The sequence below is a fragment of the Bacteroidota bacterium genome, assembly GCA_016194975.1.
In the GTDB taxonomy this organism is placed as follows: domain Bacteria; phylum Bacteroidota; class Bacteroidia; order Palsa-965; family Palsa-965.
On sequence record JACQAM010000023.1, the window covers coordinates 264006 to 279128 of the forward strand.

Annotated in this window: 13 protein-coding genes; 9 read left to right on the forward strand and 4 right to left on the reverse strand. The window is 40.8% G+C overall.

What is annotated here, in order from left to right; genetic code table 11:
* Window positions 1–137 precede the first annotated feature (137 nt).
* From HY064_15595 to HY064_15605, 3 genes are read right to left on the reverse strand one after another with little or no spacing between them, the layout of a single operon-like run.
* On the reverse strand, window positions 138–1073 hold the full coding sequence (locus HY064_15595) for a restriction endonuclease (protein ID MBI3512081.1): 936 nt from the start codon (window positions 1071–1073) through the stop codon (window positions 138–140).
* Window positions 1066–2661 carry an Eco57I restriction-modification methylase domain-containing protein gene (locus HY064_15600; protein MBI3512082.1) on the reverse strand — a complete coding sequence of 532 codons (1596 nt, stop codon included), beginning with the start codon at window positions 2659–2661 and terminating at the stop codon, window positions 1066–1068. Before HY064_15600 ends, HY064_15595 begins: the two co-directional genes overlap by 8 nt.
* On the reverse strand, window positions 2651–2959 hold the full coding sequence (locus HY064_15605; protein MBI3512083.1) for a helix-turn-helix transcriptional regulator: 309 nt from the start codon (window positions 2957–2959) through the stop codon (window positions 2651–2653). Before HY064_15605 ends, HY064_15600 begins: the two co-directional genes overlap by 11 nt.
* 444 nt (window positions 2960–3403) lie before the next feature.
* Between HY064_15605 and rmuC the strand changes: the two genes are divergently transcribed.
* The 9 genes from rmuC (at window position 3404) to HY064_15650 (ending at window position 12507) form a co-directional block, all read left to right on the forward strand.
* The gene (rmuC, locus tag HY064_15610; protein MBI3512084.1) at window positions 3404–4780 is read left to right on the forward strand and encodes a DNA recombination protein RmuC; all 1377 of its coding nucleotides are present in this window, start codon (window positions 3404–3406) and stop codon (window positions 4778–4780) included.
* Window positions 4777–6072: a GWxTD domain-containing protein gene (locus tag HY064_15615; GenBank protein MBI3512085.1), complete on the forward strand. Its 1296-nt coding sequence runs from the start codon at window positions 4777–4779 to the stop codon at window positions 6070–6072. The genes rmuC and HY064_15615 overlap by 4 nt, the downstream gene beginning before the upstream one ends.
* Window positions 6069–6842 (forward strand): 23S rRNA (guanosine(2251)-2'-O)-methyltransferase RlmB, encoded by a 774-nt coding sequence (gene rlmB / locus HY064_15620; GenBank protein MBI3512086.1) that lies wholly within the window; start codon window positions 6069–6071, stop codon window positions 6840–6842. The genes HY064_15615 and rlmB overlap by 4 nt, the downstream gene beginning before the upstream one ends.
* A gap of 128 nt (window positions 6843–6970) precedes the next feature.
* Window positions 6971–7576: a hypothetical protein gene (locus HY064_15625; GenBank protein MBI3512087.1), complete on the forward strand. Its 606-nt coding sequence runs from the start codon at window positions 6971–6973 to the stop codon at window positions 7574–7576.
* A gap of 18 nt (window positions 7577–7594) precedes the next feature.
* Window positions 7595–9004 carry a hypothetical protein gene (locus HY064_15630; GenBank protein MBI3512088.1) on the forward strand — a complete coding sequence of 470 codons (1410 nt, stop codon included), beginning with the start codon at window positions 7595–7597 and terminating at the stop codon, window positions 9002–9004.
* Window positions 9001–9777, forward strand: coding sequence for a hypothetical protein (locus HY064_15635; protein ID MBI3512089.1), 777 nt, complete (start codon window positions 9001–9003; stop codon window positions 9775–9777). The genes HY064_15630 and HY064_15635 overlap by 4 nt, the downstream gene beginning before the upstream one ends.
* Window positions 9778–9781: 4 nt before the next feature.
* Window positions 9782–10546, forward strand: coding sequence for a hypothetical protein (locus tag HY064_15640; protein MBI3512090.1), 765 nt, complete (start codon window positions 9782–9784; stop codon window positions 10544–10546).
* Between the two features lie 112 nt (window positions 10547–10658).
* Window positions 10659–11882 carry a peptidase C1 gene (locus HY064_15645; protein MBI3512091.1) on the forward strand — a complete coding sequence of 408 codons (1224 nt, stop codon included), beginning with the start codon at window positions 10659–10661 and terminating at the stop codon, window positions 11880–11882.
* 94 nt (window positions 11883–11976) lie between these two features.
* Window positions 11977–12507, forward strand: coding sequence for a hypothetical protein (locus HY064_15650; protein MBI3512092.1), 531 nt, complete (start codon window positions 11977–11979; stop codon window positions 12505–12507).
* A gap of 107 nt (window positions 12508–12614) precedes the next feature.
* Here the strand turns inward: HY064_15650 and HY064_15655 are convergent, their stop codons facing one another.
* Window positions 12615–15002, reverse strand: a complete 2388-nt coding sequence (locus tag HY064_15655) for a hypothetical protein (GenBank protein MBI3512093.1) — start codon at window positions 15000–15002, stop codon at window positions 12615–12617.
* Between the last annotated feature and the right edge of the window lie 121 nt (window positions 15003–15123).

Below are 15123 nucleotides of genomic sequence, written 5' to 3' on the forward strand. Positions count from 1 at the left end.
TATTTAGGGCATCTCTAAAAACACAGGAATGCAAGGCGGGCAAGCCCGAAAAACCGAAATTTACTATTCGTAAATGAGGATTTTGAGGACGTAGCCCAACGCAGCAGTTCGAAGTTATTAGAGATGCCCTTTATATTTTATCTCGGCCCCATAAATCTGTCACCGTTAAAGTGAATCATATGTTCGGGCACATCTGCCAACCATACTTCTGTTTCCCAAGCAATGCTATTTGAGTGTTTTTTGAATTCAGCGAAATCAGGAAATGCTGTCACATAGATTTTCCCTGCTTTGCAATTTTTTAAAAACTCTTCGAGTTCAACAACTCGTTTCGGCGAAACAGGGCCATGAGAAGTAACCGCTTCAATTAAAAATAACCAATTTTTCGTGTGGTCATAAATAATAACATCGGGAAGTTTACTATGCTGATTTACTGGAATACCTAATTCTTTCAGCATTTTTTCGTCAACATATAAATCTTTTTTAGCGGTGTCGCCCAGATATAAAACAGAACCTCCATTAGCAAAACGCGCAGCAAAATTGTGAACTATGGCTGCTTGAACTTCATTGTGTTTTCCAGATGATAATTTTAAAGTTTTACCATTGCTGAGTTTAACCGGAATTAAAATCTGCTTCCGCTCCTTTTTATACTTTTTAGATAGATCACCTTCTTCTAATATGAATTTATCAACTGCTTTTTTCCAATCTTTCGTTCCAAAAGTTTGGATTGCATCTAATGCACCTTGTGTCAATGCATAGTGAGCATTTGGACTATTTACAGGCAGTTTAGGATTATCAGGATTGTAATCTGCAATTCTCGCTTGAACAAATTGATGTAATACTTGTCTGCGAAAAGTTTCACGGGAATTGGGAGCATATTCTTTTCCGTATACTTCGTGCACAAAAGCCATAATTCCTTTTGAAACCTTCTGACTTGTTCTTGTTGCTTTGATCCATTTGTCTCTTGGTTTAACACCGCACAAAGCCAAAAGCGTGTATGCTGAAGTATCATTTTGCTGCGCTGTTGGCAGACCAAGTTCTTTTAAAATTTTTTTTGCTTCGTCTAATTTACTCATATAGGCTTGTTGAGAGTTCCAATTGTTCAATTACTATTTTGTTTGTGTTTTCAACAGAAAAATCATTTGAAAGAATAATGTTGTTCCCGATTTCTTTTATGGTTTCAAGTTCTGGTAAAGGAATTTCTCTAAGTTCAGTCGCGCTTACATTTACGTTCCCATTAAAAATTCTGAAATAAGAATCAAAAAGATCACTGTTGAGCAAAGCGCATAATCCAACAACTTCATTTCTATCCAAATGTCCTTTGGGGCGATAAATGTAATTTACCTTGTTCTCAACACCGATATAATCGGATTTAATAAAATTGCAGAAGTAAGGAGCTGCGATTAACCTGCTCTTGTCGTCTTTGGTACTGAAGCGTCTGAGCAATATGTAATTTTTATTAGGAATCAGAATAACTTTTGATTCATTTTCTATTCTCACATATTGTCCTTTTTCCGACTTTAAAATAGGCCATTCAAGTATCATTTGCTTTACGTTGTGCAGCCAAAAAAGAGGAGCGAGGAATACAGTTCCGTTTTCATAATTCTCCTGAATATATTCTCTGCTTCTGAATGCCACAACTGGGCCGGTGGATATTTGAATATTATATTTATTCAGATTGCCATTCCAATTTTTGAAAACCGTTAGGATCGATTCATCAAAATCACTTGTCGGCAAATAAAGGATCTTTTCATTGGAGGATAAGTCAATCAGTTCTATTTGTTTAAATGATTTTGTTTCAGGTGTTGCGATATCTTTCAGTCCCTGTGAAGAAGAAACAACAACATTATGATTCGGATTCGGATTTGTTTTTAGTTTTCGTGTCCCTTTTATAATAACAGTTTCCTGTAACACTTTATCCCTGTTAAAAGTGTCTTTGCGGGAAACGAATAAATGCACGTTGTCTATTTCAATAATTTTAAAGAAATATTCCCTAAATAATTTAAAATAACTTCCCGATGCATAACTGCGTGGAGTAATAAAAATCAGTTCTCCGTTTTCTTTTAAAAGTCGTGCCGCAATTGCCATAAAAATGGCATAGATATTCGGATGGCCATTTACAACTGCTTTTGCTGCTATGGCTCTTGTATCGCCAATGGGAAGTTTAAAGTAGGGAGGATTAGAAATAATTATATCAAACGGCTCTATGGTTGTGGAAAATAAATTTCCATTATCAGTAAGGATGTCCGCATTTTCTAAAATAAAATCATTTGTATGAAGAGAATAGTGGAAACTGATTTTTTGCTGTTCCAGCCACTTTTGCAAATAGTCGAGTGATTGTTTGGTATAAGGAATAAGTTCATAGTCGGTCTCGTAAACAACCAAGTCAACTTTTTCTAAATTTTTGTTTTTGTCGGCAAGTCTTTCAAGTAAAGCACAAGTGAGGATTGCTGTTCCACAACCCGGATCAAGGATGCGAATAATGTCAGCGCTATTTTCTGTAAATGTCCCCATTAGTCCGGCAATTTCAACTGGAGTAAAAAACTGTCCGTTTGTTTTTTTATGTTCCTGATTTACCGATTTGGCATAATTAACACCAAGCCGGTCTGCATAATGGCTCGGCAACTCATTCGCTAATTGTTCTATGAGTTTTTTATTTGCCATTTTTCTTTTTAGTAATGTAATTGATTTTCTTTTCTGCTACCTGCATTGCTTTTACAGCCATTTCTTCGTCCTGTAACTCGTAAACCAATTTGTCGCTCAGAAATGCAATAAGGAAATCCTTCTCGTCAACCTTATAAAATTTTGCTAAACGAATAACCTGATCTTTTGTTGGCATTCGTTCACCTCGCTCAATTTTGCTTAGGAGTGCCTGATCAATTTCAATTTCAGAAGCAACTTGTCGGAGTAATAGTCCGTTCTGCCCTCTTAGCTCTCTTATTATTTCTGCGATCTTTTTCAATTTGAAATGATTTGACTTGACATTTACTGTCCAAAATTAATAAAAGAGTATTTACAGTCAAAAAATAATTATTAACAATTTCGTTAACAAGCGGGAGAGTAAATTTATTGGTGTATATTTTTGATTGTGCGGTGGACTTTAGCCCTTTTGCAGGTGGTGCGAACCAAGTTTTTTAAATGTGTAATTTTTCCCATGCATTTTAAAAACTAACCTACAAATGTGCTAAAGGAAGCGTGGGCTCAAAAACTATGACAAAAAATTGTGTGTCGGCAAAAATCAAATAAAAATCTCTGAAGGGTCGACCTTTTGTTTTTCTGTCAACTATGTCCAGTTACCGAGAAATTGTCTGTCGAAGATTTGCCGCCCGTTTGTTGTCCGGTCTGTTTAGCAATGTTGCCTGTAACCAGGATATTGCTGTGGGGAATGATTAATTAACTTTGACTCATGATTGATATTTTGTTTCTCCTTATTGGAATTTTGATTGGCGCTGCAGGTTGCTGGCTTTTTTTCCGTGGAAAAAATAATTCCGGTACTAATTTCAATACCTCCGAACTTGATCGTGAAAATTCAGCACTTAAAGCCGAAGTAAAAAGTCACAAGGAGCTTCGCGAGCGCTATGAGGCGGACCTGCGCGAGGAGCGTGCGCGCAAAGAAGAAGAACTGAAAAAAGAAAGATCTTCCGTCAATTCACTCACCGATCTTCTTGCACGGAAAGAATCGGAATTGAAAAATACAGAACAGCGTTTGGCAGAACAGAAAAAAGAACTGGAAGAAATTCAGGTAAAATTCTCCAAAGAATTCGAGAACCTTGCCAATAAGATTTTCGAGGAGAAATCGAAAAAATTCACCGAGCAGAATAAAACGCAGATCGACGATATTCTGAAACCACTCGGAGAAAAAATAAAAGACTTTGAAAAGAAAGTGAACGATGTTTATGTGGACGAATCTAAAGAGCGGGCTTCCTTAAAATCTCAGGTTCTTGAATTGCAGAAAACAAATCTGCTGATGAGTGAAGAAGCGAAGAACCTCACCCGTGCATTGACAGGCGATAAAAACAAAACGGCAGGAACATGGGGAGAAATGATCCTCGAGAGCGTACTGGAAAAATCAGGATTGATCAAAGGCGAGCAATTCCGCACGCAGGTTTCATTGGCGGCAGAAGATGGAACAAAATTTATTCCTGATGTGATTGTAGATCTTCCCGGCGAAAAAAATCTGATCATTGATTCAAAATTATCATTGGTTGCATACGAACGGTTTTCATCTTCTGACAACCAGGAAGAGAAAGAACTTGCCATCAAAGCTCATATTGCTTCCATTCGCAAACACATCAAAGACCTCGGAGAAAAGAATTATCAAAAACTTTATGGAGTAAATACCATTGATTTTGTTTTGTTATTCATGCCCGTTGAACCGGCTTTTGCTGCTGCTTTACAGAACGATCGCGATCTTTTCAATTTCGCATTCGATAAAAATATTGTGATCGTTTCTCCAACTACTTTATTGGCGACGCTCCGGACCGTTGCAAATTTCTGGAGGCAGGAAAACGCCAATAAAAATGTGCTTAAGATCGCAGACGAAGCATCAAAAATGTATGAGAAGTTCGTTGGTTTCACAAGCGACCTGATCGCATTAGGAAAGAAAATGGATGAGGGTAAAATTTATTATGAAGACGCAATGAAAAAACTTTCTGTCGGGCCGGGGAATGTAATTAAGAAAATCGAAGACCTGAAAAAACTCGGATTAAAAGTTTCGAAGAACATCGATCCGAAATTGCTGGAACGTTCGGGAGAAGAAGAAAACGGCACCGAAGAAAAATGAATTTTCTGAAAAAATATTTTTCTCTCCTGTCTCCTGCATTGTTTGCGGTGATAATATTTTTTCCGGGCGCAACATCCTGTCATTATCCTTCTACCTCTGCTACCAAACAGAACTACGCCGATTTCTATCAGCCGAAAAAAGTTTTTCGCCCTTCCTATGTTCTCTATAACGTTTCCGACAGTTTAACGAGAATGTATTTCAGTGTGCCGTCAAAAGATCTGTTGTACACTAAAAATCTCAATGACATCAATTACACGGCGCACATTCTCATCAGCTACGAAGTGCATCCGCTCCTTTATCCGAAAGCGGTAGTGGACAGCGGAAGTGTAGTGATGAGCGATGTCGGCGGAGGAAATGATGATAAAATTCTGATGGAAGGTGTGGACATGGATGTGTATGCAAAAGATAATTTTTTCGTTGAAGTGAATTTCCGAGATCTGAATAAAGCAACAACTGCTTACGATATTCTTTATCTCGATCACAGCGATAAAAATTCTTCGAATAATTTTTACCTCGCCCTGCCAGAGCAGGAAGCGCCGCTTTTTCATTCGTGGGCTACGAAAGGTTCGTCGTATGATCTTCATTACTACAACAGGAATACGCCAAAAATTTACGTGCGTCATTATGCGAATGCTACAGGGCCTGCTCTCCCGCCCTACTCGTACCAGAAACAGAATTTTATTTTTCAGCCCGACAGTTCATGGACGGTTGACAATGTTGGCGAATGCAAATTCACTTTTTCAAAAGAAGGTTTTTATTTTTTTTCTGCGCAACCGGAAACAAATAACGGTTATACTATTTCAGTTTTTAATTCCGGTTTTCCGGAAGTAACGGTAGCAAAGGAATTGCTTTATCCATTGCGATACTTAACCATGCGCGATGAATACATGAAAATGGATACGGCGGTCAATACAAAAAAAGCGGTGGATGAATTCTGGCTCAACTGCACAGGAAGTGAAGAACGTGCGCGCGAAGTGATCCGGAATTTTTATAATCGTGTGGGCGCTGCGAATGATCTTTTCACCGTTGAGCGCGAAGGATGGAAATCGGATCGCGGAATGATCTATCTTATCTTTGGCCCGCCGGGAAATGTTTACCGCACTTCAGGAACAGAAACATGGTTGTATGGAAATGAAACAGGAATGGGAAATCTCACTTTTGTTTTCGATCATTCCACCACGAATACTTTTTCCAATTGCGATTTCGAACTCGAGCGTAATGAAGTTTTTAAATCGGCATGGATCTCCGCCGTTGACTCCTGGAGACAAGGACACGTATTCAATATGAAATGAGCTACTACAGAGACAAACAACCGGTTGACACTTCCAATTTAATTTACGGTGCGCGTGCTGTGATCGAAGCGATTGAAGCAGGAAAAGAAATTGACCGGCTCTACATTCAATCTGATCTGAATAATGAGTTGATCATCGAGGTGAGAAAAATTGCGCGTCAATACGGGATCATTTGGCAATTTGTTCCGGAAGGAAAATTCCAGCGTATTGCTCCCGGAAAAAATCACCAGGGCGTTGCCGCATTCATTACTTCCGTAGAATTTTACAAACTCGATAATATTCTTCCGCAGATCTTTGAAAAAGGAGAAACTCCGCTCGTACTCGTGCTCGACCGAATTACAGACGTGCGCAACTTCGGCGCCATCGCGCGCAGTGCAGAGTGCGCGGGCGTACATGCGATCGTAATCCCCTCGCGCGGGGCTGCACAGGTGAATGGCGATGCCGTAAAAACTTCGGCCGGCGCTTTAAACATCATTCCTGTTTGCAGGGAAGAAAATCTGAAAGATGCAATTGAGTATTTAAATAATTCCGGATTGAGGATCGCAAGTTGCACTGAAAAAGGAAGTACAAATTATTTCGAAACAGATCTCACCGGCCCGCTGGCAATTATTATGGGTTCGGAAGAAGACGGAATTTCAGGAGAATATTTAAAACGTTCCAATGTGAAAATTAAAATTCCAATGCACGGAAAAATTTCTTCGCTGAATGTTTCGGTGGCTACGGGAGTTGTTTTGTTCGAAGTGTTGAGACAGAGGAGTCTTGGGTTATGAGATTTGATATTTCCAGGGACAACTACTTTAATTAAATGAGGTTTTAGCTGTTAATTATTCATCCGGATTCTTAATAACTCATTATTCAAAACGCGAAACTCATAACCCATAACTCCTAACTTCGTTTAATGAAAAAAAATAATTCATTCTTCTTATTAATAGTATTATTATTTGCAGGTTGTCACAAACCGGGCCACGTTACATTTCCAATCAGCGATTCCTTCAAATCTTATTGCGCATTCAAAACCGGAACATGGTGGACGTTTCGCGAAATGCGATCAGGCAGGAGAGACAGCATGTACGTCACTTCATTTGATGAACAATCGACGACGCACGATGAAACGCGTTTCGGAACTTTTACGATGAACATTGCTTCGATCGCCGATTCATTCGGAACACATAACTATAATGCAATTGCAACCGGCGATGTACATAATACTTCGCTGCTGAGTGAAACTTATCATTGGGGAAATGGTTATGGAAATTCGGAAAGATTTTATTTTCCTATTGATACTACTTTTCAGAACCCGGGAATTTCTATTCAGCATTTTGATTCGCTGCAATTCAGCCGAACAGGAATTATTTATCATGATGTAATTATGTATTCGAATAATTCTTCTGTTGAGAACAACTGGATCAAAACAGAATACTACGCAAAAAATATCGGGGTGATCAGAAGGGAAATGTTCAATGGAGAGACCTGGGAGTTGCAGGATTATTATGCGGTTCAGTAAATTCTTCTATACGCAAGAATGAAATCTCCCAAACCATCTTCCCTTCTTCTATTTCTCGCGGCGATCACGCTCCTCACCCGCCTTCCTTTTCTCTTCGATGGTTTCGGTGCGGAAGAAGATTCGTGGGGACTCGTGGTGAATGCTTTCCAGATGAAACAGTGCGGGCATTACATGGCTTCGCGTTTCCCCGGGCACCCGTTGCAGGAGTATGCTTACGTGCTCGCGTATCATGCGCCCGCATGGCTGTACAACAGCATGAGCGCGCTCATGAGCGTGGCAGCAGTTTTATTTTTTTACAAAGCAGCACGCAAAATGCAGTTGCCTTATTCATTCGCCGCATCACTTGCATTTTCATTCGCACCTTGTTTTTTCATTGCAGGAACATACACAATAGATTTTGCGTGGTCGCTGGCTTTCGTGATGGCTTCATTTTATTTTCTGCTCAGCGGAAAAAATATCCTGTGCGGGATCATGATCGGCCTGGCAATCGGTTGCCGCATCACTTCGGGAATTTTTATTGTGCCGTGGGCTATTTTACTTTTCAGCAAACTCGATCTGAAATTCTGGATGAAAAACATTCTGCTTGTAACTATTCCCGCCATCATCACCGGCATTTTATTTTACATTCCGGCTTACCGCATTTACGGATTTTCTTTTTTCAATTACAGCGACCAGTTTCCGTATCCGGGCATGGCGAAAGTGTTTTTCAAAATGAGCTTCGGCGTTTTCGGATCACTCGGAATAATTTCCATTTTAATATTTCTTTTCCCGGCGATGAAAAATCTCCGCAAAAGAAATATTCACGGCGTCACCCTGTTCTCCTCCGAAAGATTGTTGTTCGCTTCTGTCACGATCATCGTCCTGCTTATCATTTCCTATTTACGTTTGCCGCAGAAATCGGGTTATCTCCTTCCCGTGATTCCTTTTCTCATCATCATTTTTGCCTTGCTGCTCAACAAAAAACAATTTCGAATTTTCACTTTTCTGTTCATCCTCTCTCCTTTTCTTTTCGGCATCAATCTCACCGATTCCATTCGCGGAGCAAATTATTCTTCATTAGCTTTTAAATTGAAAATATCGGGACAGGAATTATTTTTTGATCCATTGAATGGCCCTGCTTTGGCCGAACGTTCGAAGCGCATCAATAAAATGAAATTCTGTGACGAGGTGATCTCCGCCATGAAAAGCGGAAATGAAAAGTCTTTTATCATTGCCGGATGGTGGTACAATGAAATTCAAACGCATTATTATGAAATGGCCGGCACTGGCGATAAACACTTTCTTTTCTACAAAAATTGCAACGGACTTGACTCGATAAAAAATTCGGGAGGAAATATTTTCTATCTTCCTGAACAAAATCTGAACAATGATGAGATGTACGGGCAGAATTGCACCGACAGTCTTGCAAAACAATTTCCGAAGAAATGAATCAACCTAATCCTTTCATCAATCCATTGCCGCCTCCACAGCAGAAATTCAAGGGACTCATCTTAGCTGCTAATATTGTTTCATCGATCCTGATGGCTGCTGCATTATTTACTTTCATTCATACGATTCAGCGCTCCCATGTCGAGCGAAGACAATCATTCCACAACCGCGATCTTGACATGGTGGCCGATTCTATCCGTATGGCTGATTCACTTAATGCAATAATGAATGCAATAACAACCGCACCTGCTGCCACTGACTATGATAATTCATCTGCCGATCTCCAGGAATCGATGAATGAATTGCAATATGATATGGTAAAAACACAAGCAGCAGGACATTCCAACGAAACAGAGATCATCAACGCACTGGATGAACTCAAGCAGCAGTCGGATGAAATGGCAAATTACATTCGCAGTGATTACCGCGATTTCACGGATTATGAATCCAACCTTGCTTATTATGCCCAATCGGATGCGGCAAAAAAATTTTTCATCGACCAGGATCGCGCTTCAACACTGAAAGACCGGATGGTTGCCTATCGTGCGCGTGTGATCGTGATGATGGCGGCTCTTCACATGAGTGATGCTGCGACACTGCGTGAATCACTCCCGATGGATGACAGCGATTATTACGGTTACAATACCAAATGGGATGAATCGAATTTCAATGCGACCGTTTGGGACGCGCAATATTTTCTGAAACAAATGGAATCGGAAGTAAGGGAATTCGAAGGGAGCGCTCTCGATAAGTTACCACAAATAATAAAATAACTATATGAACCAGGATCAACAAGGTGGTTTTGGAAATTATAATTACAATTATAATAATCCCTACCAGCCGCCATTCAATCCGCCGCCGAAAAAAAATAACCGTGCGATCATCTGGATCACGTGCGGACTTATTTTCGCCGGACTTCTTGCATTGCTCATTGTGAACGTGATGAAAGCCGGGAAAAAATTCGGCGACAAGATCGGGCAGGCCACCACTTCCATTGACCAGATGATGGATTCGCTGAATGATAATTCCAACGATGAAAGTTACAAGGCAGCATACGCTGAGCTCGGGGATAATGCAGTGGACCGGAAGATACGCGCAAAACTCGACGAGCTGAAATCGGCAACAGAAGAGATCATAAAAAAAATAAAAACAATGCAGGAAGAATTCCATGATACATTGCATGATGCGCAGGCGAGTATCCTGAACATGGGCATTGCCAGAGAATTTTTTATTGAGAGCGGCAGAGCCACGCAGTTGAAAATCAATATTGAAAAATACCGTGACAACATGTGCTTGCTTGCCGATCCTTCGAACAATATTAATGCAAAAATGTGGCTCGACCTTGATAATGACAACAGCAAGGATCCTTTCAATCATTACAAAACCTGGGAAGAAAAAGAATTCCGCCAGGCGCCGACTGCTGCACTTGCAAATCTTGCGGGACTGAAATCGGAGATACACTCTTTTGAAGGAACGCTCATTAGCGAGTTGCAGAGTAAGATCCAGGGAAATTCGTTAAGCGATACAATGGGCGGACATTAACCTTTTTTCATCGCCTGAAATTCTCCGGCTATACCGGAGTTCCTGCAATTTGCCGAATTATTTTTCCAACTCAGGATTTCATCCCGTATTTTCGCAACTCTAAAAAAAAAGTATGAAAAAGATTTTTTCTCTCCTGCTCGTGCTTATGTGCGCGAACGCATACGCGCAAAAAGACCGGCATGATAAAGGTTCGATGAAACCTTATTCGAATCCTTTTTTCGCGCAGATCAAACAGAAACTGAATGACTACAATTCCAAACCGGAAGAGCAGGACAAACGTTTCATGATGGATTATACCAATGTGGATATTCCGAAATCGATGAGCGAATTCAAAACTGTATTTGCAAATCCATCCGTTTCCCAGGGCGCATCCAACACGTGCTGGTGTTTTTCTACGCTTTCATTTTATGAAGCAGAGATCAATCGCATTTCAAAACAAGACATCCGTCTTTCGGAATCTTATGTTGTGTATTGGGAATACGTGGAGAAGACAAAAGAATTTATCCGCACGCGCGGAACTTCTGCTTTCGGCGAAGGATCAGAATCAAATGCAGTAACGCGCATGATGAAACAGTATGGAATTGTTCCGAATGACGCCTTCACCGGCATGAAACCCAACCAGCCGTTTTACGATCACCAGAAATTGTATGATGAACTGAATACTTATTTACAAAATCTGAAAACAAGTGGAGCGTGGAATGAAGATGAAGCAGTGGCTACGGTGAAATCTATAATGAATTTTCAAATGGGTGAACCCCCGGCTGCTGTAACTATAAATGGAAAAACAATGTCGCCGCAGGCATACCTGAGCGATGTATGCAAATTAAATCCGGATGATTATTGCGAATTCATGTCGCTCATGCAATCGCCTTATTGGACAAAGGCAGAATATAATGTTCCGGACAACTGGTGGCATTCTACCGATTATTATAATGTTCCGCTCGACACGTGGATGGAAATAATTAAAACAGGTGTGAAGAACGGTTACAGCATGGCGCTCGGCGGTGATGTTTCCGAATCAGGAATGAATCCTTCGCTGGGTGTGGCGATGGTTCCTTCTTATGATTGTCCGCACGAATACATTGACGAAAATGCGCGGCAACTCCGTTTCTCCAATGGAAGTACAACAGATGATCATGGAATTCATCTTATTGGTTATTGTGAAAAAACAAATGGAACCTGGTTCCTGATCAAAGACAGCGGAAGCAGTGCAAGAAATAATCCGCAGAATCCGGGTTACTATTATTATCACGAAGATTATGTGAAATTAAAAATGATGACTTTCACTATTCATAAAGATGCGGTGAAAGATGTGTTGGCGAAGTTCACGAAGTAATGCATAATGCATAATGAAAATGTATAATGAAAATGGTTTGCCCTTGTGATTCAATATCCATTATGCATTATTCATTATGCATTACCTTAGCTGCGTGAAGAAACTTTTCATCTTCTTAATAGTCTCTTTAGCGGTAGAATCCTGCTCCGATCACGGAAATATGGATGACCTGGACTGGATGGTGGGAAAATGGTCGGGCACTGATGTGAATGGACTTGTGTTTCATGAGAACTGGGAACGCGGTGATAAAAAAAGTCTCACTGGATTCAGTTGTTCTATTTCTCCGGAAGGAGATACCGTTTTACATCAGCCGCTGAAGATCGATCTCGTTGAAAATGTTCCGTTTTATTTTGCAACACTTCCGAAAAGTAAAGAACCGGTTCTTTTCAAATTGATCGAGAGTGATGCGCATCATGCGATATTCGAGAATAAGGAACATGATTTTCCGAAACGGATCACCTACGAGCTGGAAAAGAGCAACACGATGAAAGTTAAATTAGAAGGGATAGAAAAAGGCCATCCGAAAATCGAGACGCTGGAATTTGAACGCGATATTCCGGGAATGAATACACAACCGGGCGATTCACTGAAGAAAGACAACACACAGCATATTATTATTCAGTAAATCCATCACACATTCCATCACAAAGGGAACGAATTGCGCCCTTCGACTTCGCTCAGGACGACATGCGAAAATGCGAATGACAACTGCCGCTGACAACTGATTCCAGTTCATTCTTCGCCAAAAATAATATTCCTTAGTTGTTCCAGCGTTGCAGGTTTCTCGGAGATCAATGCAGCATCATAACGCGTATTACCATTCATTTTCTTTCCGTCGAGAAATGCATTTTCATTCACGTAAAATAATTTTCCTTTTTTATCGACGATCACCATCACATTTGTCCCGGTCTTATTGTAAGTCACCAATGGTTTACCTCCTTTATCAGGAAAAAAGCTGGTGGCCGAATTCACATCGCGATCAATGAGATAAAGATTTGCAGTGGCAACCGTTGCCGAATCATTCACTTTAAAATCGGTACGCACATTCACCGGATCGGGAATATCGCCACAGTGATCACAATTGTAAATTCCGAATGAAGCGATGGAGAGTGACTGGTACACTAATTCATTCTGCTGTGTTTGCGCATCGGCAACGCCATTCGGATAATTTCCATAAGGATAAAAAGCTGCATTGTTGCCCATGAGTTTTGGAAATTCATTTTTATAATAATCCATCCATCCCGCGAAATCAAAATTTGCTTCAGAATCATTCATCAGCCGTTTGCAATCCTTCCACGCATTGAGCGAATCCTGCGAAAGTTCTTTCAGGAGTCCTGCATTTCTTTTTCCCATTCGCTGGATAGAATGCGTCATGGAATTTTTTCTTTTATCGAGCGCGCGCGTGTACCTGCGGAACATGGAATTCTTCGAACGTTCATTGATCTCTTTCGGTCCGCTCTTCAACAGGTGAACGGGAACCACATTTATTTTCCTGAAACCTTTCGGTGTTTTCAATTCGAGAATAAATCCGTCGCCATCATCATAAATGCGCACATCATTTATCCCGGAACGTTTGCGGAAAAGATCTTTCATTTCTTTCGTCCGCAGGTTATCAGTGGTCATCCATTTCACGCCGGCAAATGCACGCAACTCGGGATTGTTGTTATTGTGAGCAAGCATGCGTTCGAGATAAAAACACGTCGTTCCCTTGTGATGATAATTTTTGTGAAGCCGGAAAACATTCTGCTGCGCAGTTTTTGTTTTAAAAAATCCGCGATACGTTCCTTTACGCTGGTCATAATAATAGTCGAGGTCATTGTATCGTGTGTCGAGATCGTTCGGATCGAATTGACGCGGCCTTTTTTTACTAAGCTCTTTCATTTTCGTGCAGAATTTCTGGACCGCTTCCGATGGTAACTGAACCGTAAGTGCATTGGAAGAATTATCCGATTCCACGCTTCCTGTATTTTCCTGGTACGTCCATCCGTTCTTTTCATCAAGACGGTAAAAATTGAAATTCCTTGCTGTATCAACGACAGCAAACTGCATCTGAACATTTTTTCCTGACGCGAGAAAAATTTCTTTTCCGTCCACACTTGCATTCATCTCGAACATTCCTGCACTTACAAAATGTCCTTTCTTTCCTGCGCTGTCGTAATTCATCGGAATTCCGCTGAGCATGATGTCGACCGGGTCACGGAATTCGCGGTAATCAATCGTCACATCTCCTTTGACGGTATTTCCATTCGCATCCACAAAAGCGTTTTCCGGAATAATGATCTTCGTTCCTGAAGGATATTCTATTGTGCCGCCGGTAAGCGCATTCTCGGAATAAATATTTTTCACAACGTTCAGCCCCGGTATCGGTTCTTTTACAAGCGGATGAATTTTGTTCAGTGCGATCGGCCGGTGCGGAAGTTTCATTTCATTTCCGTCGAATGCCATTCCCTGCAGCATATCGCGCATGATGCCTGTATGCTCGTGTGTGAATGTTTCATCGTAACTGGAATATTTCAATTGCAATTTGCTGTCGCCGAATCCAAGTGAAATACTATCGCTTGCGATAAGAGAAGAAGGATCTTCATTGTTGATCTCATATCCATCGGCAAGCGAAATATCTTTATTGACCACCTCCACTTCCTTCAGGTTGCGGAGATAGCCGAATGAACGCGGAATGGATTGCAGCGAAGAAGTTTCATAATGAAATTTTTCAATGGCGGGCATTCCTGCTACACTGCTGAAAAGATTTCCGGGATCCATTGTTTCGCAATTCACCACGTTCAGTTCTTTTACATTCGTGAGCATTTTTATTCCACCGGAAATATTTTTCACTTCACAATTCTCAATGGTAATGGAATGCACGCCGGGAAGAGCGGCAATGGCAATGATATCCTGCTCCAGTGTAATGGAATCATTCACATTACTGATCACTACATTTTTCACATTGCTGAACTTCTGAAAATCTTTCATCAGAAATTTTGCATCGTTGGGATCGGCGCCAAGCTGAAGTGAAGTAACTGAAGGAGGATTTTTAAGCGCATTGCGCATATTCACCTGCGCGTACATGTGCATGCTCACGGAAAAAGTTCCGATGAAACTCAAAAGAAATAATTTTTTCATGTCTTGGAATTTGACTTTATAACGATAGGACGGGAAAAGGATACAACCGTTGCTTCCGGCGCATCGGGTACGAATTACGAATGAGCGCTGATATACTGATCACTGATTTTTAGCTGCTGCC